The sequence below is a fragment of the Staphylococcus coagulans genome (assembly GCF_022557135.1).
Lineage (GTDB): Bacteria > Bacillota > Bacilli > Staphylococcales > Staphylococcaceae > Staphylococcus > Staphylococcus coagulans.
This window is the reverse complement of record NZ_CP092966.1, coordinates 1,482,263-1,507,717: the sequence shown is the minus strand read 5'-3', so window position 1 is coordinate 1,507,717 and position 25,455 is coordinate 1,482,263. Positions and strand designations below refer to the sequence as shown.

Below are 25,455 nucleotides of genomic sequence, written 5' to 3'. Positions count from 1 at the left end.
TTTATTTTGGGGTTTATATCCCAGACTTTAGTATTATTGGTCTGATTTACGTACACCAGCAACGCCAAAGTGTTCTTTTTTCATTTCTTCAATGATAACAGAAATTGCTTCTCTCTTCGCATTTGTTGTTCTCTCTACGGCATCTGTCACTTCAGTTACTAAATTTTTAAGCTGTTCATCCGTGCGACCTTCTAATAATTTAACTGTAACAATAGGCATGATAAGACCTCCTCAATTTTTATTTCATTATAGCATTTTTGATATCGGTTGCGCGATAGAATCATTTTTGGCTATGATAAGGTTAACAACAAGAGACATGGAGGGTTTTTATGGGTTTTGATAATGTATTAACTTCTTTAGGTATCAATGGTATGAAAGTATTTATTCGTTTAAATCAGCGAGAATATGATCTTTCGGATACAATTTCGGGGTGTGTGCATCTCAAAGCGGGTCAAAGCGATCAAAAAGTCACACATATTGTATTGACGATGATTGAAAAATATCCGAATGATGATGAAACGAGTGACTTTTCATACTTAACGCATGAACTAGACCGCTTTGTGATTGATGAAGCATTTACTATCGATGTAGGTGAAGATAAAAAAATAGACTTTAGTTTTAAACCGGAGTCATTAACGTTTAAATCACTTAAAAGCCATATTTATTTGCATACTCATGTTTATATTGAGTACGGTTTGGATGAAGAGATGGAAGCTGTTATACCTTACCGACGTTAATCATTCATAAGCAGTAAGGATTCAATTGAGCGATGTTGCCTCTGATTAAAGGCGCAACATCGCTTTTTAACGCTTTATTTAGAACATATGTACTATTTGTATTGATTTAAGAACATATGTTCGTGTATGATAGAAATATAACTTCAGATAGGTAAGGGTGAATGGAGATGTATGATTATCATTTATTAGAAAACAAGGATATTTTGTGTATAGACCAAAAAAGTTTTTTTGCGAGCGTGTCGTGTATTGAAAAAGGATTAGATCCTTTAACGACAAAGTTAGCAGTGGTTGCAGATACGAAAAGACAAGGATCGGTTGTGCTTGCAGCAACGCAGCCCCTTAAAAAGTTAGGCATTCAAACAGGTTCACGTCTATTTGAAATTCCGCATCGCAACGATATTTATATTATTAATCCATGTATGCGTAAGTATTTAGATATATCACTAAAGATTTCTAAAATCGCGTTACGTTATGTGCCACCAGAAGATTTTCATCAGTACAGTATTGATGAGTTTTTTATGGATGTGACGAAGAGTTATTATCGTTTTAATACGACTTTACATTCATTTTGTGAGCGTTTAATTAAAGAAATATATGAAGAAACTAAAGTACAGTGTGCGATTGGTGTCGGTTCTAATATGTTACTCAGTAAGCTCGCATTGGATAATGAAGCTAAAAATAATCCGCGCTATATTGCTGAATGGCGTTATGAAGATGTGCCAAATAAAGTATGGGAGATTTCTCCTTTGACCTCTTTTTGGGGGATTAGTAAACAAACGGAGAAAAAATTGAATGCGCGAGGAATTTTTAAAATTGGACAATTAGCACAGTATCCATACGTTTACTTAAAAAGAGACTTTGGGATTATAGGTGTAGACCTTCATTTACATGCGAATGGGATTGATCAAAGTCGTATGAATGAAACGTATCAAATTATGAACCCTTCTATTTGTAAAAGCCAAATTTTGATGCGTGATTATACATTTCAAGAAGCAAAGGTTGTTATGCAAGAGCTCATTGAAGATGTGGCACGGCGCTTGCGAGAACGTCAACAACTCGCAAAGGCAATTCATTTTTCATTTGGTTACAAAGATGGAGGTGGTATCTCTAAACAATATACGTTACAAGTCGGTACCAACTTAGAGCAAGATATTTATAACGTTGTTGCGCGTTTGGCTGAAACGTATTGTGACCAAAATGAATTATATCGGACCTTGAGTGTGGCGTTGACGAAAATGTCGCCTGAAAGTGAAAGACAGTTAGATTTGTTTGCGGATGAATTCCAAAGGCTACGTCAAGAAAAATTGGCGAAAACGATTGATCATTTACAAGAGAAATATGGTAAAGGCATCGTTTCAAAAGCGATATCCTATACTGAAGCGGGGACTAAGTATGGAAGATTAGGCTTAATGGCAGGGCATAAAATGTAACTGTGTGATTAAAGTATCAATGATGTATGGATGTGGCTGTATGATTGCGATATCAGTGTTTATTGTTATTTTATGGATGGATAAGAAGCAAGCTAGGATTGTAAAAATGAAGATGGTATAATTAAAAAGTCGCCTATCTCTCAGGCGTCAATGACGACGCAGAGAGGAGGTGCATATGAATGACCGAAGTTCTTGTTCACATCACAACCACGGTTGTCAGTGGTTGTATTGTTGCGTTATTTGCACATTGGCTACGTGTACGCAACAATAAGAAAAAATAGGCGATATGATAAGCTAGCGCCGAAAAAATCCCCTCGCTATCGGAAGTAGCGAGGGGATTGGTGCATATCATGCACGAAGTTCTTGTTGAATTTATTATAACATGAGTCAGGAAAGAAATGCAAAATGCGTTAATATTTCCTGTTTTTTAGCTTAGGTAAGTATCAAAGTCTTTTAATGCAATGCGCGCTGCATCTCGATCTTCCGGACGTTTAAAACTAATACGTAAAGCACCGTAAATGTCTTCACGAACCTCCAAAATCCTCAAGTTTCTTATAGAAATTTGATGCGTACTTAATATTTCTGTAATTTTCGAAATCATGCCCGGTCGGTCTGGAATATCTACATATAAATCAAAAGTACTATCCATTGCCCCTTTTTGACGTATTGGCAGGGCATCGCGATAAGATTTTGCATCATTAAAAAAATCATATAGAGCGTCTTGCTGTTCGGTTTCAAGCAAATGAATGGTATTCGAAAGCTGATGTTGCAAATGTTTAAGTGACGAAATGATATGGGACTTGTTCTCGATTGAAATATCACGCCACATTTCAGGGTTACTACTTGCTACACGTGTAATGTCGCGAAAACCTCCAGCAGCAAAGTCTTGAATTAAAGAAGACTCAGAAGCGAAAAAAGCATTGAGATGAACAAGACTAGAGGCCATGAAATGGGGAACATGACTAACGATACTCATGATACGATCGTGTTCTTTAGCAGTTAAATGTATAAAGTGTGCACGCGTTGGTTCAAGTAATTGCTGAATTTCTTGACGTGCATCATTATTTTCTGCAAGGTTATGAACGAGAATATAGTAAGCATTTTCAAATAGATGCTTTTTCGCATTGAGCACACCTGATTTATGACTTCCTGCCATCGGATGCCCACCGACTAAGTGGATTTGAGAAGCTAATAATGTCGACTCAAATGCTTGAATCGTTGCTTTCGTACTTCCAGTATCAGTGACAATTAAACCGGGTTGTGTTTCGAGATGGGGCAACGCTTTTAAATATTTAACTGTCGTTTGTACGGGTGTTGCAAAAATCACGATATCTGCTTGCTTAAGTGTCGTTTCATAATCTGAAGAGGCATGGTCAATAATACCTATAGACTGTGCGCGTTCGAGTTGGTCGGGGTTTGCATCAAAAGCTGTAATGGTTACGTTTGGATGGAAATACTTCATATTACTGGCTAAACTTCCACCGATTAAACCAAGACCAACAAAAAAGATGTGAGTCATCAAAGCCCCCCTTTAGTTTATAATAAATAATGGCTAGTTTATCATTTTAACGCGTTTAATTGCAAGAGTGAGATAAGAATACGTGAGATTTTAGCATATCATCGTTACAATAGAATAAAGAGAAGAAGGGGATGAATAGTATGAATGAACGTGTTATTGAAACATTAACTGAATTAACAGCTATCAATAGTCCGTCTGGAAGTGCTGAGCGTGCCATCGATTATGTTAAAAAGCGTGTGGAATTGAGTGGCTACACGACACATATTACTAATAAAGGCGGATTACTTATAGAAGTTAAGGGCGACAATGATGAGAAGAAAAAGTGTATCACAGCCCATGTAGATACACTTGGCGCAATGGTTAAAGAGATATTAAAAGATGGTCGTTTACGTTTAGCCCTTATTGGTGGCTTTCGTTATAATGCAATTGAAGGCGAATATTGTACGATTGAAACCGCAACAGGACAAACATACCGAGGTACAATTTTAATCCATGAGACGACACCACATGTTTATCGTAATAATCATGAAATTGTGCGTGATGAGACTAATATGGAAGTTAGAATAGATGAAAAGGTGACATCTGAAGCGGAAACACGTGCTTTAGGTATTGAAGTAGGTGATTTTGTCAGTTTTGATCCTCGAACAGAAGTTACAGCTTCAGGATTTGTAAAGTCACGTCATTTAGACGACAAAGTGAGTGTAGCAGTTATTATTGAATTTTTGGAATGGTACCAAGAACAATCGAAGCGGCTCCCTTATACAATTCAATTTTATATTTCTAATAATGAAGAAATTGGTTACGGTGCAAACTCGAATATTGATCCAAAAGTTAAAGAATTTATCGCTTTTGATATGGGTGCATTAGGTGACAGTCAATCCTCAGATGAATACACAGTGTCAATATGCGCGAAAGATGCTTCGGGCCCTTACCACAAAAAGTTGCGTCATCATCTTGTGTCTTTATGTCGTGAACGCCACATTCCGTATCAAGTAGATATTTATCCATATTATAGTTCTGATGCTTCTGCCGCTTTAAGTGCAGGTGCAGATGTCAAACACGGTTTGTTTGGGGCAGGAATTGAGTCTTCACATGCATTGGAACGGACACATATAGATTCAATTAAAGCAGCTCAAGCGCTTTTAGAAGCATACTGTTTTTCAGAATTAGTTTAAATTTAATACCATCATATTGGCGAATTTGAAGGGAATAAGTTAAAATGTAGAAAGAATAAAAGGGTGAATATGGCGTAATCGCAACGGTGATAGAGATTTAAACAATCTGGGGATTTAAAACTTCACTGTTGCTTTTTCTAGGTATGCCATAAGAGGGAAAGCAGAACAAATTAAAATGGTTGGAAGATATAAAGAGAAATAGGAGTATTAAAATGAAGTTTACAAATTTAACGACGGCTGAATTTGGTGCGTTTACAGATCAAATGCCATATAGCCATTTCACGCAAATGGTAGGGAACTATGAATTAAAGGTTGCTGAAGGTGTTGAAACACATCTTGTCGGCATTAAAGATAACAACAATAACGTACTAGCAGCATGTTTACTGACAGCGGTGCCAGTAATGAAGTTTTTTAAATATTTTTATTCAAATCGCGGACCAGTTATGGATTACGAAAATAAAGCGCTCGTTCATTTCTTTTTTAATGAACTTTCAAAATATGTTAAGAAATATCATGCATTGTATTTGAGAGTAGACCCTTATTTACCAATGTTAAAGCGAAACCATGATGGTGAAGTGATTGAAAGATACGGCAGTGACTGGTTTTTTGATAAAATGGCTGAATTAAACTTTGAACATGAAGGTTTCACAACTGGGTTCGATACAATAAGACAAATTCGTTTTCATTCTGTGCTCGATGTTGAAAATAAAACATCAAAAGACATCTTAAATCAAATGGATAATTTAAGGAAAAGAAATACGAAAAAAGTACAGAAAAACGGTGTTAAAGTCCGCTATCTAAACGAAGATGAATTACATATTTTCCGTTCGTTTATGGAAGATACGTCTGAAACAAAAGATTTTGTAGATAGAGATGACGATTTTTATTATCATCGTATGAAATACTATAAAGATCGTGTACGCGTGCCACTAGCGTATATTGATTTTAACGCATATTTAGCAGAGCTCAACGCTGAAGCGCAAGACTTTAAAAAAGAAATTGCAAAAGCAGACAAAGACATCAACAAGCGCCCTGAAAATCAGAAAGCCATAAATAAAAAGAAAAACTTAGAGCAACAACTGGAAGCGAATCAAGCTAAAATAAAAGAAGCAGAAACATTGCAACTTAAACACGGTGATACATTACCGATTTCGGCTGGATTCTTTATTATAAATCCGTTTGAAGTTGTTTATTACGCAGGTGGTACGGCAAACGAATTTCGTCATTTTGCTGGAAGCTACGCAATTCAATGGGAAATGATTAATTATGCGATTGATTATCAAATTCCAAGATATAATTTTTATGGCATTAGTGGTGATTTTTCAGAAGAGGCAGAAGATGCAGGTGTGATAAAGTTTAAAAAAGGCTATAATGCAGAAGTAATAGAATATGTCGGTGATTTTATTAAGCCTATACACAAACCTGCCTATACAGTCTACTTAAAATTAAAGCAATTAAAAGACAAGATAAAAAGATAAGATATAGCAAAGAGAAGGGGATTTATTGGTATGAAATTTACAGAGTTAACAGTTGAAGAATACGACCAATTTGTTCAAAATCCTGTTTTAGAAAGCCACTATTTTCAAGTAAAAGAAAATATTGCAACAAGAGAAGCGGACGGATTTCAAGTTGTGTTGCTTGGCGTGAAAGATGACAATAATCAAATCCTTGCAGCCAGCTTATTTTCAAAAATTCCTACAGCAGGTAGTTATGTTTATTACTCAAATCGTGGTCCGGTCATGGATTATAGTGATTTAGGATTAGTAGACTTCTATTTAAAAGAATTAGAACAATATTTAACGAAAAATAAATGCCTTTATGTCAAAATAGATCCATATTGGATTTACCAAATATACGATAAAGATATCCAACCGTTTCCAAATCGAGAGCGTAATGATAAACTGGTACAACTTTTCAAATCACACGGTTACCGTCATCATGGTTTTACAACTACATACGATACATCAAGTCAAGTGAGATGGATGGGCGTACTTGATTTAAAAGATCAAACGCCACAAACATTAAAAAAATCGTTTGATAGTCAGCGTAAAAGAAATATCAATAAAGCGAACAATTTTGGTGTGAAAGTTAGATTTTTAGAAAAAGAGGAAATTAATCTCTTTTTAGAGCTTTATAGAGAAACTGAAGAACGTGCAGGCTTTGTGTCAAAAACAGACGATTATTTCAAAAACTTTATTGATCATTATGGCCATAAAGTGTTGATTCCATTAGCATACATCGATCTTGATGAGTATATAACGACCTTACAGGAGAGCTTGAATGATAAAGAATCAAGACGTGATCAAATGATGTCTAAAGAGAATAAAACAGACAAGCAAATTAAGAAAATTTCAGAGTTAGATACGCAAATTGATCATGACCAAAAAGAATTGTTAAGAGCAAGCGAATTACGTCAAACAGATGGTGCAGTTCTTCATCTTGCTTCGGGTGTATATTTTGCAAATGCTTACGAAATCAATTATTTTTCAGGCGGCTCAAGTGAGAAATATAATCAATTTATGGGACCGTATGCGATGCATTGGTTTATGATTAACTATTGCTTTGAACATGGATATGAGCGTTACAACTTCTACGGATTGTCCGGTGATTTTACCGAAAACAGTGAAGATTATGGTGTATACCGCTTTAAAAGAGGATTCAATGTGCAAATTGAAGAACTCATTGGCGACTTTTACAAACCTATCCATAAAGTAAAATACTTTGTATTCAATACATTAAATAAAGTACGTACAAAAATTAAAAAACAATAACAATTGATTCGCGCTTTGAGCTAAAAAGCGCGAATTTTTTACAAAAATAGGATTAACCATATTTATGTTATGTAAACCTATTGATTAGTTTGATTTTTAAAAACCGCAAATAAGGACCTTTGACAGCGCTTTCATTTTAGGGTCTATTTAAATAATGTATGGCTCTGTTATATATAGTGCAAATTAGAAGTCTATAGCAATAGTTTTTTAGCTGTTATTATGATAATTCAGTGATTGTCTGATGTAACATACATTTGCAAGCTTTTATCGGTGTTTAAACATCGTTCTTGTACATGGTTATGCTACTATGGATGGTTTTAGCTTCAAATTTGTCTCATTATCTTTAAGCATGAATTGATATATACCATGCATTCATAGCAAATTCATTTGCTGTATCGATCTTTAAGTGATAGATAAGCTGATAAAGCTGCATGTGAAAAACGCTATAACATAATACTAGCGGTTAAATCATAATAAACGTTGGCAAATGATGTATTTGATATGTAAATACGCAAATCAATATAGATATGTATAGAAAGACCGCTGTATTTCAAGAATCTTTTTTTAGTTTACATAATATATATTATAGGAAGTTATGCATTAAAAGGGATTGAGCCCTTTTCCTTATAAAAAATAAAAATATCCTTAAACAAGTTGATATATAACATCAGCGGTTTAAGGATATTAGATATTACTTCGGATAATGTTTTCTTTCGAAGCGTGCACGTTCTTTTTCATATTTTTTAAGCTGACGCTGTTTTCGCCAATTGCGTGTAAAATACCATAACAATGCGCTAATGATTAAACTTAGAATTGCGACAAATGCTGCATATCCTAATAACGGTTCATACGTGATGTCATAAAAATTGGGTATGATAAATGCCAATACACCAAGAACAACAAACATGGTTATTGCTGCAAAAAACCACTTATTAAGCACTAAAGTACAAAATAATGTGAGGACGACCATAATGAGTAAAGTCACCCACAAATAGTTCGGCATTTCTAGTATCGTCATATGGGTTAGTCTCCTTCAATTGCTTTGATTTAGATTTCATTATACTAAAATTACTGTACTTTATCAGTTTTAAAAGTCAAATTAAGTTATCGAAATCTTTAGACATGCGTTTATGCATATAAAAACGTTATAATATAGTTACATACATATTTAAAGGAGGAATGATGACATATGTCTCAAAAATTACCACATAGAACGGAAGTCCCTACAGCTGAAACTTGGGATTTAAGTGATTTATACGCTGATTCAGCGGCTTACGAAAAAGCGATTCACGCATTATATCAAGATGCCCAATCCTTTAAAGCGCAGTATGAAGGGCAATTGAACCAATTAGATACCATTAAAAAAGGATTAGAAGCCTTTTCTCAAATATTAATAGAATTAGATCGCGCAGGGAATTATGCAGAACTATTGTTAAGTGTCGATACTACAGACGCAGAACGACAACGGTTAAGCGCCCTATTTTCAACGAATTATGGTAAGATTATAAGCCAACTGTCTTTTGTTGAATCTGAGTTGCTATCTTTAGATAAAGAAACGATGGATGTTGCGATTAATGAGTTGCCTTATGGTTATTATTTAAAGCAATTGCAAAAAAGACAACCCCATCAATTACATGCCAAAGCTGAAGAAGCTTTGGCGAGTATGGCACCCGCATTTTCATCAGCAAGTGAAATTTATGGAATCACAAAGATGCTTGATATTGATTTTGGAAGTTTTGAAGTGAATGGACAGCAATATGATATGGACTACATAACATTTGAAGGTTACTATGAAGATCATGAAGACACGGATTTACGTCGCAAGAGCTTCCGTCACTTTAGTGACACGATTAAAAAATATGAACATACAACGGCTGCAGTTTACAATGCTCAGGTCCAAAGAGAAAAATTAGAAGCTGATTTGAGAGGTTACGATTCAGTCATTGAGTACCTACTAGAAGAACAAGATGTTACTTTAGAGATGTATCATCGCCAAATTGATACGATTATGTCTGATTTAGCGCCTATTATGCGTAAATATGCGAAAATCATTCAAAGAACAAATCAATTAGACGAGCTTCGATTTGAAGATTTAAAGATTTCGGTTGATCCTAAATATGAACCTGAAATTACAATTGAAGAATCTAAAAAATATATTTTTGGTGCACTAGATGTCTTAGGTGCTGATTATGTTAAAATGTTAAATCAAGCTTATGATGATAGATGGATAGATTTCCCACAAAACAAAGGTAAACAAACGGGTGCTTATTGTGCGAGCCCTTATGCGTCACATAGTTATATTTTTATTTCGTGGACAGGTAAAATGACTGAGGCATTTGTGCTAGCTCATGAATTAGGTCATGCAGGCCATTTTACCTTTGCACAAGCGCATCAAAATTACTTACAATCTGAAGCATCTATGTATTTTGTCGAAGCACCATCAACAATGAACGAAATGTTAATGCTTAATTACTTATTTAAAAATAGTCATAACCCACGTTTTAAACGTTGGGCAATTGGCTCCATCTTAGCACGCACATATTATCATAATATGGTTACGCATTTACTAGAAGCAGCTTATCAACGAGAAGTCTATCAACGTGTCGATAAAGGTGAATCATTGAATGCACCTGCGTTAAATGAAATAAAGTTAGATGTGATTAAATCGTTCTGGGGAGACGTAGTCACGTATACACCAGGCGCAGAGTTAACTTGGATGCGTCAACCTCACTATTATATGGGGCTATACTCATACACTTATTCAGCTGGTTTAACAATTGGAACAATTATGGCACAACGTATTAAAAATGAAGGTCAACCTGCTGTAGATGATTGGTTAACTGCCTTAAAAGCTGGTGGCAGTGTTTCTCCAACAAAGATTGCGAAGATAGCCGGTATCGATATTACGACGGATCAACCGCTTAAAGAAACGATACAATATATCGGTCAATTAGTTGATGAATTAGAAGCATTAACGAATGAAATTGAGGCTACAACTGATAGCGAAAAGTAAAAGAATATTAAAATAAACTTTAAGAAGAATGTTTAAAGAAATGCGGAGGATATAGAGATGAAATTGAAAGATGAACGTCATCAGTATATACTTGATCAAATCGAACAAAAAAGAATCGCACGTGTGTTAGATTTGTCGAAAGATTTAAATGTAGCCGAAATGACGATACGTCGCGATTTAAAAGAACTTGAGTCACAAGGTTATTTGCAACGTATACATGGTGGCGCTAAAGCTTTATCCTCCCCTAACCCAACGATTTATAAAGAACAATCAAGGCAAGATAAGAAAGCAATGAATACAGCAGCTAAAAAAATTATCGCGCAAAAGTGTAGTACACTGATTCATGATGTTGTTGATGATAATGAGGAAGTTGTATTTATTGGTTCAGGCACGACGAATGAAGCCATTTTTGATTATATCAAGGATAAAAGATTAACGATTGTAACGAACTCTATGGATATATTTATGCAATATAAAGGCTTGGCCCATATTGATACGTATTTAGTTGGTGGTCGATATCGAGAAAAAACAGGCACTTTTGTAGGCCAATATGCTGAAAATATGATACATCAATTTGAAATTACAAAGGCATTCATCGGCGCAAATGGTATCGTAAACCAAGAAATAACGACAGCAAATGAAGCTGAAGGTGCTTGCCATCAAGTCGTTATAGAAACTGCTGAGCAAGTCTATATTAATGCAGATCGAACAAAATTTGATGTCAAAGCTTTATTTACATTCGCTACATTGAATCAAGTTACAGCTGTCATCACAGATGATGTTGCGAGAATCGAACAAAATCCTACGCTTTTTATTTGATAAAAAGTGGCTATATGCAAACATTACGTTAACTCGAACTGGAGTATAAGAGAAAGCAAAATGATTTCTCTTATACTCTTTTTTTCTTTTGAGTGCTTATTTTCATCATCATTTTTATAAAAACAATGATTAACCCCCTATTTTATCGCACTTTTACCACAAAATAATTTTTAATATTGTCCCTCTACTTAAAATGTAACAGTATTGCATAATAAATATTGTAAAAAATACTTTGTTGTGTATAATATAACTATAAACAAACATTTTAGAACATAATTAGACTTTATCGAACATTTTTAAGGAGTGAGGGATATGAAATTGTACCTTAATGCGACAACAAAAGGACAAGCATTAAAAGAAAAATTGCTTTCTTTTTTGATAGCTAAAGGTCATGACGTCGTGGATTTAACAAGTTCAGAGGATGGGAACGATGTTTTCAAAGTAACCCAACAGACTGTTATGAAGATTCAGAGTGATTTAGAAAGTAAAGCGATTATTATTGATGACTATGGCATTGCCCCTTTTATCATTGCAAACAAATATAAACACATTATTTGTGCAAGTGTGTCCGACGAGCAATCTTCTAAAATGACAAGACGTCATAATAATACGAACATCATCGTTTTAGGTTCAGAAATTATAGGTGCAACACTTGCGCAAAATTGTGCGGACGCCTTTTTTAAAGCTGATTACGATGCAGGCCGTCATCAAATCAGAATCGATATGCTCAATCATATGTGTTAAAAACTGGGAGGTAAAATTATGAAAATAGCGATTGGCTGTGATCACATTGTTACAGATGTAAAAATGAGAATTTCTGAACATTTAAAGGATTTAGGGCATGAAATCATTGACTTTGGCACTTATGATAAACATCGCACGCACTACCCTATTTTTGGAAAATTGACGGCAGAAAGTGTCGTTAAACAAGAAGCAGATTTAGGTGTTGTTTTATGTGGAACGGGTGTTGGCATTAGTGTTTCTGCAAATAAAACACCTGGTGCACGTGTTGCACTTGTTCGTGATACTACAAGTGCACGAATTGCAAAGCAACAATATAACTGTAACCTTATAGCGGTTGGAGGTGCAGTGACGGGGATAGACCTAATCAAAAATATTGTCGAAACATTTATTAACACCGCATATACGCAAACAGATGAAAACGAAGCATTGATTCGTCAAATTGATCATGTGTTAGAGTCAGAAGATGTTCATTACACTGACGATATGTTTGATTTGTATTTAGAAAAATGGAATGAAGGGGCTTACCAAGATTAAAGATTATAGCGGTTAAAATAAGCACTGTTACTAAATGATATCTCTGGGGATGTGGAGATACATTATTGACGACTATGACATTTAAGTTGAAAAAGTAAAAATAATATCACTAGGTGCGCGTGTAATGATTAGGAGGTACCTGCGAGATAAACGAGCATCACTATACAATAGTCAACATGAGAAGATTTGTATATGTTTTATCCGCAGGCGAATAAAATGGTAAAAGACTTATCTCATTTAGTGAATGATAAAGGCTTTATTGCAGCGTTGGCGATTGATCAACGTGGTGCATTAAAGCGAATGTTAGGAAATGATATTTCAGATGAAGCCATCGAGCAATTTAAAGTGATCGTTTCTGAATCTTTGACACCTTATGCATCTAGCATTTTATTAGATCCTGAATATGGCCTTCCAGCTGCCGCAAGCAGAGAGGCATCGTGTGGTTTAATGTTAGCTTATGAAAAAACGGGCTATGATAAAACCGAACCAGGTCGACTTCCAGATTTACTTGATAATTGGTCTGTTAAGCGTCTAAAAGAGGCTGGCGCAAATGCTATTAAGCTACTGATTTATGTTGACGTAGATGAATCAGAAGCCATAAATATTAAAAAGGAAGCATTTGTTGAACGTGTGGGCGCAGAGTGTCATTCTGAAAATATACCTTTCTTCTTAGAAATATTGACTTATGATGCGACTATTGAAGACAACCAAAGTATTGAATACGCAAAATTAAAGCCACATAAAGTTAATCGAGCGATGGAAATATACAGTCAACCACGTTTTCAAGTTGATGTTTTAAAAGTAGAAATTCCTGTTAACATGGCTTATGTTGAAGGATTTAGTGAAAAAGAAGTCGTTTATACACAATCTGAGGCAGCGCAACATTTTAAAGCACAGGCGGATCATACGCCTCTACCATATATTTTCTTAAGTGCAGGTGTATCTGCTCAGTTGTTCCAAGAAACATTGATTTTTGCTCATAAATCTGGCTCAACATTTAATGGCGTGCTTTGTGGAAGAGCGACATGGGCAGGCGCAACACAATGGTATCGTGATGGAAACATGAGCCAAGCGCAATCGTGGCTTACAAACGAAGGGGTTAAAAATATAGAAGCTTTAAATAAAGTATTAGAGACGACAGCCACACCTATTCAATCATTATAGTATAAGAGAAGGGATATCACGTGATATCCCTTCTCTTATTTACGTATGTTAAGATTGTTGTGCAATCGCTTTTGCTAATTCACGATACCATAATGCACTTTTTTTGACATATCTTTTTTGCGTTTCAAAATCAATATAGAATAGTCCATACCGTTTATTATAACCATTTGACCAACTAAACATGTCTTGTAGTGACCATACAAAATAACCGTCGACACGTGCACCTTCTTTGATCGCTTTACTAATTGCTTCTAAATGAGTTGCTATATAGTCAATACGTACTTGATCATTGATAGGTGTTTCTTCATCAATCCACTGATCTTTGTAACCAAGTCCATTTTCTGTTACGAGCATTTTCTTATAATTTGGATAATCATTTTGAATCCGTTGAATCATATCGTAGAGACCTTCTGGATAAATATACCAATCCCAGTCGGTCGTTGGAATTTTATCATTCTTGACGACTTCACCAATGCCCGCGATGCGATACACAGAAGTCCCCTTATCACCTGTTCCATTATGAAAAATATAGCTTTCATCCTGATGGTATTGAATCCAATTGCTTTGATAATAATTTATACCAATAAAATCAAGTTGCGGTGCTGCAATTTTAAGGGTATCCAACTCCTCTTTTCGAATATCTAATTGCTCAAATTCATCTGCTAATATAGTTTTTATTGTTGTTAGTTTTTCATCCGTATAATATCCTAAAAATGTTGCGTCTAACATGAACCCATTCATGAAAATATCATGTTTACGTGTTGCTTCAATATTTTGAGGTTGTTGATCAATACTATAAAATTGTGTTAATGCATGTACGAGTCCAATTTCACCTTGATAGCCTTTCTCTTTAAACAAATTGACAACACGACTATGTGCAACGAGTTGATTGTGTTGAGATTGGACACATTTTAGTCGCTCATACTTTTCACCTGGCGGAAACGCACCAGAAAGATACTGTCCTTGTGCATAGGCAATAGGTTCATTTATCGTTATCCAATGTTTAATGATATCATGATATGCTTCAAAAACAAAAGCGGCATAATCCTCAAATGCTGAAATTTGATTTTTATTGAGCCAGTCTCCTTGTAAAAACAATGTTTCAGGCGTATCAAAATGATGCAAAGTAACGTAAGGCTCTATATTGTATCGAAGACATGTTTCAAATACTTTACGATAGTATTCGACTCCTTTAGCATTCGGCTCGCCACTTCCATGTGGAAATATGCGTGACCATGCAATCGAAATCCGCAGCGCTGTAATGCCATGTTCATGAGCTAAACGGATGTCTTCTTCGTAACGATGATAAAAATCACTCGCTGGATCAGGACTAAATCGCCCTTCTTTTTCTAGAAATGCATCCCATAAAACGCGACCTTTCCCATCTTCTTTGCTTGCACCTTCAACTTGATATGCTGCCGTTGCGGCACCTAAGATAAAAGTTTTAGGTAATGCTATCATTTAAATCGCTCCTTTATATTTATTTTGTTTGATTTTTCTGACGAATCAAATTAGCTATTTTTGTTAATGCCGCATCTCCGTCACGTGTTAAGGCAATGTATTCACGTCCAGTTGTAGTCATTAGTTGCGCATCATATTGATCCGTTATTTTCTTCATTTCATCTTTCATTGAATCCATTTGTGGTGCAAGGATTACAACATCCATGTCACGAATCAAATCCATGTCTTGACCATATGCACGAGCGGTTGCTTCTAACTGAACGCCTTTTTCTTTTGCTGTTTTGTTAAGTGCGTTAGCTAGGATACCACTTGTTCCGCCACCTGCACAGACGACTAAAACATTGGCGCTAAAGGTGTGAATCTGTTGGTCATGTGAGGATTCATTTTCTTGTTCAGTCATTGTATCAGAGACAGATTTCATATCACTGCTTAATTCAGCAGTTACAGTACTGTGTTCTTCATCAAGCTTGATTTTGTCGTATGCACGTACAAATGGATACCAAATAATAAAATCTACTATCAATAATACGGCAATTAAGACAAGAGAAAGCATCGCAAAGTTGCTAGCCATGAATATACCAATCGGTGCAGGTGTAGGCCATGGAAGTAAGTGCATAAAACCGTTCATCCCTAATTGTTCAACAAAGAATTTTAAAATCCATGAATTAATAATAGGCGTAATGATAAAAGGAATCATAAATACTGGATTTAAGATAATCGGTGCACCGAAGAGTAAAGGTTCGTTTACTGCAAAAGTAGTTGGAACGACGGATGCTTTTCCAACAGCTTTTAATTCTTTTGATTTACAAAGAAATATAAATAAATAAGGAACGAGCAAAGTGGATATTGTTACAAACCATACATAAAAAAAGAGAGGGGCTAATAACCCCTCTTTACTTTATTATTTAATCACGCCAATCGCTTCCGCTGCTTCTTTAAATGTGCTATAACCTTTCAGAACTAATTTGATATATTCTCTCGCATCTTCTTCTTTTTCGAAAAAGACGCTTTCGATATAATTCTCTCCCGATTGATCTACTTCGAGCCATTTAGACTCTAAAGCTTCGATATTATCTTCAGTAACCTCTTCGCCAAACGGAACTTCTTCAGTTCTGTTCGATTCTACTTCATAATATACGCTTCCGTTGTCATGTTCTACTTCATTAAGAAGAACATATTCCACATTAAAACGACCGTTATTGTCGTTTTCAATGTCAGTAAAGAATTGTCCTAAACTGTCAATTAATACTATGTTATTTTGGTCTTTAATTTCGATTGATTTTTTCATTACTTCCAACCCCTTTTGATAATTATATAGTGCAACTCCCTTTTCAAAACTTAACTTCTCTACAGTTCTTTCGCCACGTCTTATTCTTCTGATGGACGAAGCATCAACACTTGTGTTCTTTTCAATTGTGGTTGCATCAATATTTGAGTTAATTAATTTTTTTACTGTTTGAATTTCCATATTTAACATGGATAGGCTTTAAATTTATTTAAAGAGAATTATATAGATAGCAAGTAACAAAACAACAATACCGATTGTATAATTTAAAAGTGTTCTAATTCTAATTTTCGTTAAATTTGTCATATCTTTCACCTCGTTTTATACTATGAGGGAGGGGATTAAATCCCCCACCAGTATTTAATGATTGAAGCAATGGTTGCTATGCCTAAGCAGTAGTTTCGGAATGTTCTGCTTTTGGTTTCTGCAATTATTGCTTCTTTTTCTTTTCTTTCCAGCCTATCCATGTTGTCACCTCCTTACTACACTTATTATTATACAGGACAATTGTCCTTTTAACAACCTTTTTCGTAAACTTTTTTTGATTTTTCGTATAAAAAAATACCACACCGATTAGGGTGTGGTGGGTTATAATATTGAAAACTTATATTTTCATAATTGCCATTTTCAAGCCATTCTGGCTCGTATGATTCTCTATTTCAGTAAATCCAAAACCTTTATAGTATTTCTTTAATTTTTCATTATCTTCGTACTCAACCCAAATATATGAACCGCCAAAAATTTTGGAACCACTTTCAACCATTTCATAGGCTAACGTAAGTAAATCTTTACCGTTTAACGATTTAGTTGCCAATGCTTTCTTAGAATAATTCTTTCCTATTTGAGCAATCAAGTAACCTTGAATAATAAGGTTATCGTTAGCACTATGAGTCTCACCTTTTTGTTGTAGTTTCTTTTTTAATGTTTTGCTACATTTATCTAGCATTCGTTTTGTGAAAACTAAAGGTTTATTACTAATAGTGAAGTAGCCAACTAAAACACTTTCCCCTTTATAACTAGAAAAAACCAAATGAGTTCTAGACAAACCTTGTCTATCAAATAAAACAGATTTATTTTTCAGAAAGTTATCAACGTCATGTGCTGATTTACTACCCGTTATAGAAATTGTTTCAAATGTGTTCAACATATTCTGAATTGCAGGGATTTTATCATTAACTTCTTGCTTAGTACCTGTTAACAACTCAGAAAGAGATAATACTTTTAAACTCAATTATCTTGAAAGCCTTTCAAAATGTCGTTTATTTCATCTTTTGATTTAATTTTCGTTGCGTTCACATTTGTTTTATTGACTCTTTTATTCTCGTTAATATCCATCGCATTTAAAAGTTTTTGAGCTGATTTTTGTGTAAATTTGTAATCTGTAGTAATACTTATTGTAGCCATACTACTCACATCTTTCTTTTGGTATAATTGCTTTCCTCTTAATCATGATAATACTTTCTGTTGTCTATACGCAATAGTTATGACTAATTTTTTCGCATTTTGTTAAATTTAGTTGGTTTTCGCTGACTTTAGTTAGATACAAAAACACCACCCTTAACTAGTATAGGTGGTGGTAAATAAAGCCGGATTGGTTACCGGTAATCTATTTGTATTATAGCATAAAAAATAGGCTACCCATATAGGATAGCCCCTCTTTACGCCTTGCTAAATCTACCATAATAATCAACACGATTTCCTTTTGCATCAGCTTTACCTGTTGCAATATAGCGTCTACCATTATTTGATACATAAGTAATCCAACGATAGCCATTAAAAACATAAGCCCCGTCATAAGTGATCCTTTGTCCGTTTGCCAACACGCCTGTTATTTCTGACGTTAGGGAATACCCTTTACGTACATTATTACCTTTTATTGTTGTTGGTGTGTATACGCCTTTTTCTTTTTTATATGGCACACCGTTTTTATCGAGTTTATATCCTGTTGGTACGGGTGGTTTTTTATCTTGCTTTGATTTCGCTTTTTTAGCTCCTCCTGCCGTACCACCGATTGGCTTACCATGTATAGCCCCTGCAATATCTTTAGCATATTTATCGTAATTCTTTTTAATGTAATCCATATCTTTACCACTTGTTATAAAACCTAGTTCAGCCAATCTGTAATTGACGTTAATTTGTGCTGATACATTTACATTTAAGAGGTCATTACGTGGTGTCACACCTCTGATTTGACCCACATTAGACTTAATAACGGACTGTATTTTATTGTCTATACTATCAGCTTTAAATTGACTTGATATAATAACGTGCCCACCACTCGCTTGTGGTCCTGCTGCGTCTAAATGGAACTCTACAATTGCATCTGGCTTTTGATTATTTTTTAACCAGTACAAACCATAGTCTTTATAATTACCTACACTTTGCCCGTATGCAGTATCTTGATACATATCTTGATTCATTGTAGAACCGCCATATAAGTACACATCATGGTTTGCAGTACGTAAATGTTTGGCAATATTTGGCACAATATTCTTGCGTATAAAATCACGCTCGTTAGTGCCGTTACCAACAGCGCCTGGGTCGTTATATCCATGACCAGCAACAAGTGCTATCTTCATTTTTTTAGTTTCATTCGATTTAGAAGGCAGTACAGACGCGACCATGTTTTTGATAGATTTTTTAGATGCATAATGTAATCTAATAAAGTACATTGGGTTATCGTAATAATGCCATCTACGTGTTGCTGTCTCCCAACCGGGTCTGTTGTTTACCCAACCACCCTCTAACCAGTTTTGCTCGATGACTTCGAAAGATTGTAATGTAGCTTGATTAACCACAGCAGTGTGACCACAACCGCCACCGTATCTCCCGTTAAAAATAACAATATCGCCTTTTTGTGGTAGAAAGTGTTCTGTATTTTCATAAACTGTCGCGATAGGTGCAAGTGTGGCTTTATTATCTGTGTGGATATTTTTTGCAAACATACCGTATAAGACTTTGCCTGTCATATAGTTAAAATAAGCATTGGTATAATCATAGCATTGGTACCCGTATGCTTTATCAAAATCAAATTGTTTGCCAACTGAATTATCTAACCATTTTACTGCCTCATCATAAGTTCTCATCGTTAGCCACTTCCTTAAATGTTATGATCTTGATTTGTAGGTTCAACAACAGTTTTTGTCGGCGCTTGTCCTGTTGCTTTAATATATTTCTTTTCGGCTTTGTATTTTTTTAACTTTTGATTTGCCCACTTGCCTTCTCTAGATACGGGATTATCTTTGTACCATGTCCATAGTGCTGCACCTGTTAAGATAAGTGTGTTGATGTCATCTTCTGTGGTCGGAAGTGGCGACATATTATGATTAGCTAGCCATTGATTAATTAAAGCTAAAAGTAAAACAGCAGTTCTTAAAATCATATTTTTATCCATATTGTTATCTCCTTTTTTAGCAAAATAAAAAGCCGACACATAAGTGCCGACTTAATACGCTTTAGTTATCGTTTACATCTGCCGAACCAAAAACAACTCCAAAAACTGTACGCAAATTTCATAACAATCACCTCCTTTAAATGCCAAAAAATGTACGCAGGATAGCAATAACGATCGTACTTGCAATCGTGCCTATAACACCCAGCATCCACATTTTTAAATCTTTAATGTTTTTGGCGTTTTCTTTCTTATTCTGCTCATCTTTTAATCTATCGCGTTTTAATTCTTCAAAAGTCCTATCAAGCTTGTCGTAAACTTTTTCTTGTGTTCTAAGACTATGTTCAATATTATCTAGTTTTTTAAACATGTCTTTATCATTTTCTTCCAATCGCAAAATGCGCCATTCGTGTTCTCGTCGTTTGATAAAACCAAACATCATGCCACCTACTCTTTTTCAGCTGTATATGGTTCGCCTTTTTCATCAAAACTGTTACGTGTAATGTCTTGCTTCACATAGTACGTTTTAGTACCGTTGTTAAAGATGCTAGCAAGCATGTTTTGCATACTACATACTTTTTTAACCTGTTCCTCATCTTTAAATTTGTATGCGCTATTTGGTGACGCACCACGTACAAAACTGTTTGAATAGTTTTGCATTAAACAACTTTCTTCCCCTTGCGAATTAACCTCAACTAAATAAAATTCTGTAATTTGTTCCATGATAATTCCTCCTAATTTTTTTATTTATAATAAAAACGCCTAACGTTTATTCGTCAGACGTTTTACTATCGTTATTTTGTTCTTGAATAATTGCTTTTAACATTGCATTCTCTTGCGAAAGCCTTGCCACTTCCTGTGTCAAATTGTTGATCACGAGATGAGGGTCTGCTTGCAACCCTTGACTATTTTGATTCATTTTGTTTTTCCTCCAATACTTTAATTTTGTCTTTTAACTCTTTAATGACTGGCAACAAATGTATCCACAGTCTATCGTATTCGATGCCTTCAATTTCTCCGTCATAACCATACACAACATGTTCAGTTAAGCCTGCCTCTGCTAAGTCCTCAGCAATTAAACCAACGTGCCGTGATATTTTGTATTTATCTTCGTCTAATTTTTCTCCCTCAACAATTTCTCTAGCATAATTTTCCACTTCATGCTTATCAAACCATGATTTAACATCTAAATCTAAAATGTGTTGAGAGTGTTCGAGTTGCCTTTTATTGTCATCAAACTGCTTTTCAATTAACGCTTTGTATTTCATAGCAGACGTTGAACGACCTAAAGTCCCTTCGCCCGTAATGTGTAAATTTGGCGAACCAGAATATGTTCTATTGTAGATAAATTTTGATGCTATACGATTCCCTGCGTTATCACGTCCGACAAGTAAACCATCATCACTTATGATTCTTACATAGTTGTTGCCGTCTCTTTTAGAAATAGTGTTAAAACTACCATATCCGGCCTCGATTGTTGTGTCGCCACCGGTTGAATAATTACCGTCTACAACTTGAACTGTCTTTCCATTTTGAGATTTACTGAACCGTAGGCCTGCACCGTAATTATAGTTTGTGTCTGACCCATACATGATGTAACCATCTGTATTTGATGAGTGATCTGCATTTGATACAGTAAATGCGAATCTATTGTTACCCGGCCGTGTATCTTTGTGCGGGTGAATATATACTGCAGCTGTTTTACTTTCGACATTCGATGACGCATAAGCATCTAAAACAATTCTGTTAGTATCACTCGATAATGCCACCACACCACCATAACTATTAATAGTAATTCCGTTTGCGTTTGATTGAGAATATGTTGTGTCCCACCATTGGATTGTACCTGAGGAACCTTGCCCTTCTCCTTCTCCGTCTATATATGTGGATATTCCAAATTCGGACATATATAGAGAACGGTCAAGAGCATTGTTTCTGAACCGTAAATGACCATCTTTTAATCGTGTGAATATGCTGTGTCTTGTCGAACGACCTCTCCAAGTTCTTCTAAAGCCGCCACCTAACTCTATCTGGTCATTCCTAATTTCCACATAGGATTGTCCTGAACCGCCACGTATACCGATATTTTGAGTATTAATATCTACACGTTCGGGTGATGCGTTAATCGATGATATAACTGCATTCTTATCAACTTTGCTATCCATGTTAGATACAAGTAAATTAAACTGTCTGCTTGCATTTAGATTAATTTTATCGCCGTTAAGTTGTATACCTTGAGGACCTACATTCAACGATTGCGCTGTACCATTATCATCAAATCGGATTGTTGCACCTGTGGTTACGTTCTGCACGATTTCGGACATGACACGAGAGAGAGTGCGGTTTGTAGCATTGAATTCATTCTTAGTCGTACGTAAGGCAATTTCTCTACCATTTTGAGATATGCGTGAATCGTATTGTGTAAGAATTTGGTCACGTTCTCTATTTGCGTTACGGATTTGACCGTCAGTGTAAGAATTAGATAAGCGTTGTGCCTCGTTCGCTTTATCCTCTGCATGTCGTTTAGCTTCTGCTAACTTTTGACGTGCTTCTTCAATCGCACGCTGTTCCTCTGCCGATATTTGACCGTCGATATAAGCCTGTGATTCTTGTTGCTTGAGTGCATCCTGCGTATTAATATACTGTCTTAACGATTCTTGTGCCTCTTTGTTCGCTTGCGCGATGCCCTCACGGATGCCAGGTGCATTGGCAACGTCTTTTAGTTGTTCATCTGCATATTCCTTAGCTTCTTGTATACCTGCTTGATACTGGCGTATAGAAACGGTATCGTTGATTTGATTAGCCAACGTTTCTCGCTTTGATTCTTCTGCCTCTAATCGTTTTACAAGCCCGCTAATTGTAGTCTCATAAATTTGTTGAGATACCTGTTCAGTGAGCTTATTTGGTAGTAATTCAATATTAGCGTTTTGTTGTTGCACTTCGTTTTTGATAGGTTGAAGTTTTTCGTCGAGCGTTTGAGCGACTTCTGATTTATCTGCTTTGAGGTTGATTCTATCTTCAAAAGCACTGATTTTTGCTGAGTTCTCTATAATTTTATTGGTTATACCTGTTTGGTCGTCACCATTCATTTTTTGTGGTGTTGCTTTATCGCCTTTTTCAAGTTGAAAATCTTTAATCCAAACTTTGTTTGGTGCTTTATTGAATTTGATTGCTATGCCTCGTTCAATCGGGTTTTTGTTTGGTTTAAAGGTAATAGACTTACGTACCCATTCCCCTTGTGGAATTGGTAGCGTTAGGTTTACAGTGCCAGTTTCATGGATTAGCAATCGGACGCTTGCATCTGGAGTATCAGTTTTTATTGTAAAACTCATTGTATAATTTTCTTTTAATTCCCAACTATAATAATCAAGTGGTCCAAAATAAACACTCTCTTGATTATCGTATTCTATCGCTTTCTCATCGCCTTCAGTAATCGACGTAGCCTCGTAATACTCCGCATCCTTAAAGGCGGGAGGGCTAGAGTATCGATAGATATTACCGCTACCGTTGTTGTACTCTTTGATTTTTTTATCTATCGTTAATTCCATACCATTCTCGTAATTTTTCACTTCTTTTTGAATAGATTCGATTCTGTCGTTAATCGGTTCCAATGATTCAATTAACTTTAATCTCATCTGTTCTAAATCATCTTTATTTGGTATATCACTCGTCAATTGCTTAGTATCGGGGTCCCAGTGTCCGTTAGGTAGAACGTTAGCAATCTCGGTCATTGCATCGTTAAACTTTTCATCGGTGTACTGTGACTGCAGTAACTTAAAGCGTTTTTCGATTGCAAGTTTTGCTTTTTCCACAGAATTATATAAGTCCTGTAACTTCTGACGATACGTTAAGAATAATGCTTGTGTATCGATGAGTTTGCCGATTGTTGCTGTATCTTCTGTCATATTTTCTAAATTAGCTTTAATTTGGTTGTAAACTTCAATCGTTGCGTCTAATTTAGTGTTAACTTCAGTTTTTAAATCTTCGTCGACTAGGTACTCGCTAGAAAGTATCTCGTACATCTCTTTAAGCAATTTAGAGTGCTGTATGGATAGATTAATAAACGTGTTTTTCAACTCACTAAATAACGCTTTCTCACGTGTGATACCACCTATTTTTTCAACATCATCAACAGACGCGAGTATCCATTGACCGTTCCAGTAACGTTTTAATACGGGTACATCAGGATTACTAATATCTAACCACAGCATATCGTTGACGGGGTTCTCTGGTGGGGTCGCACTTTTGATAATCTTTCTTTCAAAGTATTCTAATTGTCCGTCCACACTGTCTTTTACAATCGTATTAATATTACTAATACTATCGTTTAATTTACTTCTGATATCATCGAGTTTTTTTGTAAACTCATCACGTAAATCTTTTTCTCGGTACTCTACATACTCGCCAAAACCATATACCACATCTTCGGCAATCATATCGTACTCTTCAGATATAACTTCTGCTTCCACATACAACGGTGGTGTAAAATCGCGGTTCTTAATACGTACCATATCGCCGAGGTTCACGACTTCATGGATATAAGCTTTTTGAATATCAAGTGCGGTCACTTCATAGCTAATAGCCTCTTTTTTACGTTTGTTGAGTTCTGTTGTCCCTAACGTACGTAAACGTTTTTCGTCCATGTTCTCATCATCGGTTTCTGGTTCATATATACCCCAATTATATCTGCCAGGCAAACCAATTCGTGCTTGCGCATCGTCATCTTTAACGATGAGCTCTATACGTTTACCACCTTCTTTTTCGGGCCCAACACATAGTAACGCGGTTTTAACTTCCGAATAATCCACAGTACGTTTCAAACCGGTTAAGTCCTTACCGTATGTGATTTCTTTTCCGTTAAACAATGGTTGGCGTTTACGTAACACTACATAACGTTTTTCAACACTGTTGCTACCAATTTCGATATAAAAATCGACCATCATCTTATATGTTGTACATAGCTGTAATAGCACTTCGTAACGGGTTTGATAAGACGTCCATGATGTTGTACGGATACCACCATATTCAGTAGCGTCTGACACCAACCAACCTGTATCCTTTAACACATCAGATAGTGCTTGTCTTGTTGTCATCTTTTCGAATTTATGTGGTGCATAGGGCTTAGCCTTTGCAATATCTTCTAAGTATGACGCTACTGTTTCGATTTCAGTGTATCCATCGATGTCTTGTGAGATGTGGTCGATGATAAACTCTCTATACTGCCCGTTTTTATCCTGTATAATGATACGATTACGTTCCTGCATGTTTATCGTACGTTCAGATAAGATTGTAAAATCAAAAGTTTCTGTCCGATCGTTAATATTTCTGTGGTGTACCGCTTTGACTAACGCGTTATCATCTCTAGATATATAATCAATGATTTCGCCTTTAAAGTTCATTACGTGTATCAAT

The 25,455-nt window shown here is 35.6% G+C and carries 26 protein-coding genes; 11 read left to right on the top strand and 15 right to left on the bottom strand.

Annotated features, from left to right (window positions below; all coding sequences use genetic code 11):
* Positions 1 to 33 precede the first annotated feature (33 nt).
* Positions 34 to 219 (bottom strand): 2-hydroxymuconate tautomerase, encoded by a 186-nt coding sequence (locus KM149_RS07280; protein ID WP_016425025.1) that lies wholly within the window; start codon positions 217 to 219, stop codon positions 34 to 36.
* A 110-nt stretch (positions 220 to 329) separates the two neighbouring features.
* On the opposite strand from KM149_RS07280, the gene KM149_RS07275 reads away from it, so the two are divergent.
* The 3 genes from KM149_RS07275 to KM149_RS07265 all read left to right on the top strand — a co-directional run bounded on the left by KM149_RS07275 (position 330) and on the right by KM149_RS07265 (position 2,448).
* Positions 330 to 737: a sporulation protein gene (locus tag KM149_RS07275; RefSeq protein WP_060829949.1), complete on the top strand. Its 408-nt coding sequence runs from the start codon at positions 330 to 332 to the stop codon at positions 735 to 737.
* 167 nt (positions 738 to 904) lie between these two features.
* Complete coding sequence (locus KM149_RS07270; protein ID WP_241415263.1) at positions 905 to 2,167, top strand: Y-family DNA polymerase; 1,263 nt, start codon at positions 905 to 907, stop codon at positions 2,165 to 2,167.
* Positions 2,168 to 2,346: 179 nt separating this feature from the next.
* A complete protein-coding gene (locus KM149_RS07265) occupies positions 2,347 to 2,448 on the top strand; it encodes a type I toxin-antitoxin system Fst family toxin (protein WP_142380855.1) in 102 nt (33 codons plus the stop codon).
* Positions 2,449 to 2,594: 146 nt separating this feature from the next.
* Here the strand turns inward: KM149_RS07265 and KM149_RS07260 are convergent, their stop codons facing one another.
* Entirely contained in the window at positions 2,595 to 3,686 is a 1,092-nt protein-coding gene (locus KM149_RS07260) for a prephenate dehydrogenase (protein ID WP_165544978.1), read from the bottom strand.
* Between the two features lie 140 nt (positions 3,687 to 3,826).
* On the opposite strand from KM149_RS07260, the gene KM149_RS07255 reads away from it, so the two are divergent.
* The 3 genes from KM149_RS07255 (at position 3,827) to KM149_RS07245 (ending at position 7,632) form a co-directional block, all read left to right on the top strand.
* On the top strand, positions 3,827 to 4,861 hold the full coding sequence (locus KM149_RS07255; RefSeq protein WP_215021550.1) for a M42 family metallopeptidase: 1,035 nt from the start codon (positions 3,827 to 3,829) through the stop codon (positions 4,859 to 4,861).
* A gap of 212 nt (positions 4,862 to 5,073) precedes the next feature.
* Positions 5,074 to 6,339, top strand: a complete 1,266-nt coding sequence (locus tag KM149_RS07250; RefSeq protein ID WP_241415262.1) for an aminoacyltransferase — start codon at positions 5,074 to 5,076, stop codon at positions 6,337 to 6,339.
* Between the two features lie 30 nt (positions 6,340 to 6,369).
* Positions 6,370 to 7,632 (top strand): aminoacyltransferase, encoded by a 1,263-nt coding sequence (locus KM149_RS07245; RefSeq protein ID WP_214969777.1) that lies wholly within the window; start codon positions 6,370 to 6,372, stop codon positions 7,630 to 7,632.
* A 691-nt stretch (positions 7,633 to 8,323) separates the two neighbouring features.
* On the opposite strand, the gene KM149_RS07240 is transcribed toward KM149_RS07245, so the two are convergent.
* The gene (locus KM149_RS07240; protein ID WP_060829945.1) at positions 8,324 to 8,650 is read right to left on the bottom strand and encodes a hypothetical protein; all 327 of its coding nucleotides are present in this window, start codon (positions 8,648 to 8,650) and stop codon (positions 8,324 to 8,326) included.
* Between the two features lie 171 nt (positions 8,651 to 8,821).
* Here KM149_RS07240 and pepF point away from each other — a divergent pair, with 171 nt between their 5' ends.
* The 5 genes from pepF (at position 8,822) to lacD (ending at position 13,906) form a co-directional block, all read left to right on the top strand.
* Positions 8,822 to 10,645 (top strand): oligoendopeptidase F, encoded by a 1,824-nt coding sequence (pepF, locus tag KM149_RS07235; RefSeq protein ID WP_241415261.1) that lies wholly within the window; start codon positions 8,822 to 8,824, stop codon positions 10,643 to 10,645.
* A gap of 57 nt (positions 10,646 to 10,702) precedes the next feature.
* The gene (locus KM149_RS07230; protein WP_060829943.1) at positions 10,703 to 11,464 is read left to right on the top strand and encodes a DeoR/GlpR family DNA-binding transcription regulator; all 762 of its coding nucleotides are present in this window, start codon (positions 10,703 to 10,705) and stop codon (positions 11,462 to 11,464) included.
* 312 nt (positions 11,465 to 11,776) lie between these two features.
* Complete coding sequence (locus KM149_RS07225; RefSeq protein WP_165544981.1) at positions 11,777 to 12,208, top strand: RpiB/LacA/LacB family sugar-phosphate isomerase; 432 nt, start codon at positions 11,777 to 11,779, stop codon at positions 12,206 to 12,208.
* Between the two features lie 18 nt (positions 12,209 to 12,226).
* Entirely contained in the window at positions 12,227 to 12,742 is a 516-nt protein-coding gene (gene lacB / locus KM149_RS07220) for a galactose-6-phosphate isomerase subunit LacB (protein ID WP_165544982.1), read from the top strand.
* A 192-nt stretch (positions 12,743 to 12,934) separates the two neighbouring features.
* The gene (gene lacD, locus KM149_RS07215; RefSeq protein WP_241415260.1) at positions 12,935 to 13,906 is read left to right on the top strand and encodes a tagatose-bisphosphate aldolase; all 972 of its coding nucleotides are present in this window, start codon (positions 12,935 to 12,937) and stop codon (positions 13,904 to 13,906) included.
* Positions 13,907 to 13,954: 48 nt separating this feature from the next.
* On the opposite strand, the gene lacG is transcribed toward lacD, so the two are convergent.
* The 12 genes from lacG to KM149_RS07160 form a co-directional block, all read right to left on the bottom strand.
* Entirely contained in the window at positions 13,955 to 15,367 is a 1,413-nt protein-coding gene (gene lacG / locus KM149_RS07210; RefSeq protein WP_165544983.1) for a 6-phospho-beta-galactosidase, read from the bottom strand.
* Between the two features lie 19 nt (positions 15,368 to 15,386).
* Complete coding sequence (locus KM149_RS07205) at positions 15,387 to 16,205, bottom strand: PTS lactose transporter subunit IIBC (protein ID WP_241415259.1); 819 nt, start codon at positions 16,203 to 16,205, stop codon at positions 15,387 to 15,389.
* 63 nt (positions 16,206 to 16,268) lie between these two features.
* Complete coding sequence (locus tag KM149_RS07200; protein WP_241415258.1) at positions 16,269 to 16,655, bottom strand: hypothetical protein; 387 nt, start codon at positions 16,653 to 16,655, stop codon at positions 16,269 to 16,271.
* A 338-nt stretch (positions 16,656 to 16,993) separates the two neighbouring features.
* Positions 16,994 to 17,119 (bottom strand): hypothetical protein, encoded by a 126-nt coding sequence (locus KM149_RS11960; protein ID WP_262576306.1) that lies wholly within the window; start codon positions 17,117 to 17,119, stop codon positions 16,994 to 16,996.
* Positions 17,120 to 17,256: 137 nt separating this feature from the next.
* On the bottom strand, positions 17,257 to 17,883 hold the full coding sequence (locus tag KM149_RS07195) for a hypothetical protein (RefSeq protein WP_214972561.1): 627 nt from the start codon (positions 17,881 to 17,883) through the stop codon (positions 17,257 to 17,259).
* Complete coding sequence (locus tag KM149_RS07190) at positions 17,880 to 18,056, bottom strand: hypothetical protein (protein WP_214972558.1); 177 nt, start codon at positions 18,054 to 18,056, stop codon at positions 17,880 to 17,882. Before KM149_RS07190 ends, KM149_RS07195 begins: the two co-directional genes overlap by 4 nt.
* A 254-nt stretch (positions 18,057 to 18,310) precedes the next feature.
* Positions 18,311 to 19,738 carry an N-acetylmuramoyl-L-alanine amidase gene (locus KM149_RS07185; RefSeq protein WP_241415257.1) on the bottom strand — a complete coding sequence of 476 codons (1,428 nt, stop codon included), beginning with the start codon at positions 19,736 to 19,738 and terminating at the stop codon, positions 18,311 to 18,313.
* A 14-nt stretch (positions 19,739 to 19,752) separates the two neighbouring features.
* Positions 19,753 to 20,046, bottom strand: a complete 294-nt coding sequence (locus KM149_RS07180; protein WP_050331002.1) for a phage holin — start codon at positions 20,044 to 20,046, stop codon at positions 19,753 to 19,755.
* A gap of 136 nt (positions 20,047 to 20,182) precedes the next feature.
* Positions 20,183 to 20,482: a DUF2951 family protein gene (locus KM149_RS07175; protein WP_126496185.1), complete on the bottom strand. Its 300-nt coding sequence runs from the start codon at positions 20,480 to 20,482 to the stop codon at positions 20,183 to 20,185.
* An 8-nt stretch (positions 20,483 to 20,490) separates the two neighbouring features.
* Entirely contained in the window at positions 20,491 to 20,766 is a 276-nt protein-coding gene (locus tag KM149_RS07170) for a hypothetical protein (protein WP_241415256.1), read from the bottom strand.
* A 46-nt stretch (positions 20,767 to 20,812) separates the two neighbouring features.
* Positions 20,813 to 20,962, bottom strand: coding sequence for a hypothetical protein (locus KM149_RS07165; RefSeq protein WP_241415255.1), 150 nt, complete (start codon positions 20,960 to 20,962; stop codon positions 20,813 to 20,815).
* Positions 20,949 to 25,454 (bottom strand): phage tail spike protein, encoded by a 4,506-nt coding sequence (locus KM149_RS07160; protein ID WP_241415254.1) that lies wholly within the window; start codon positions 25,452 to 25,454, stop codon positions 20,949 to 20,951. Before KM149_RS07160 ends, KM149_RS07165 begins: the two co-directional genes overlap by 14 nt.
* Position 25,455: the final 1 nt, after the last annotated feature.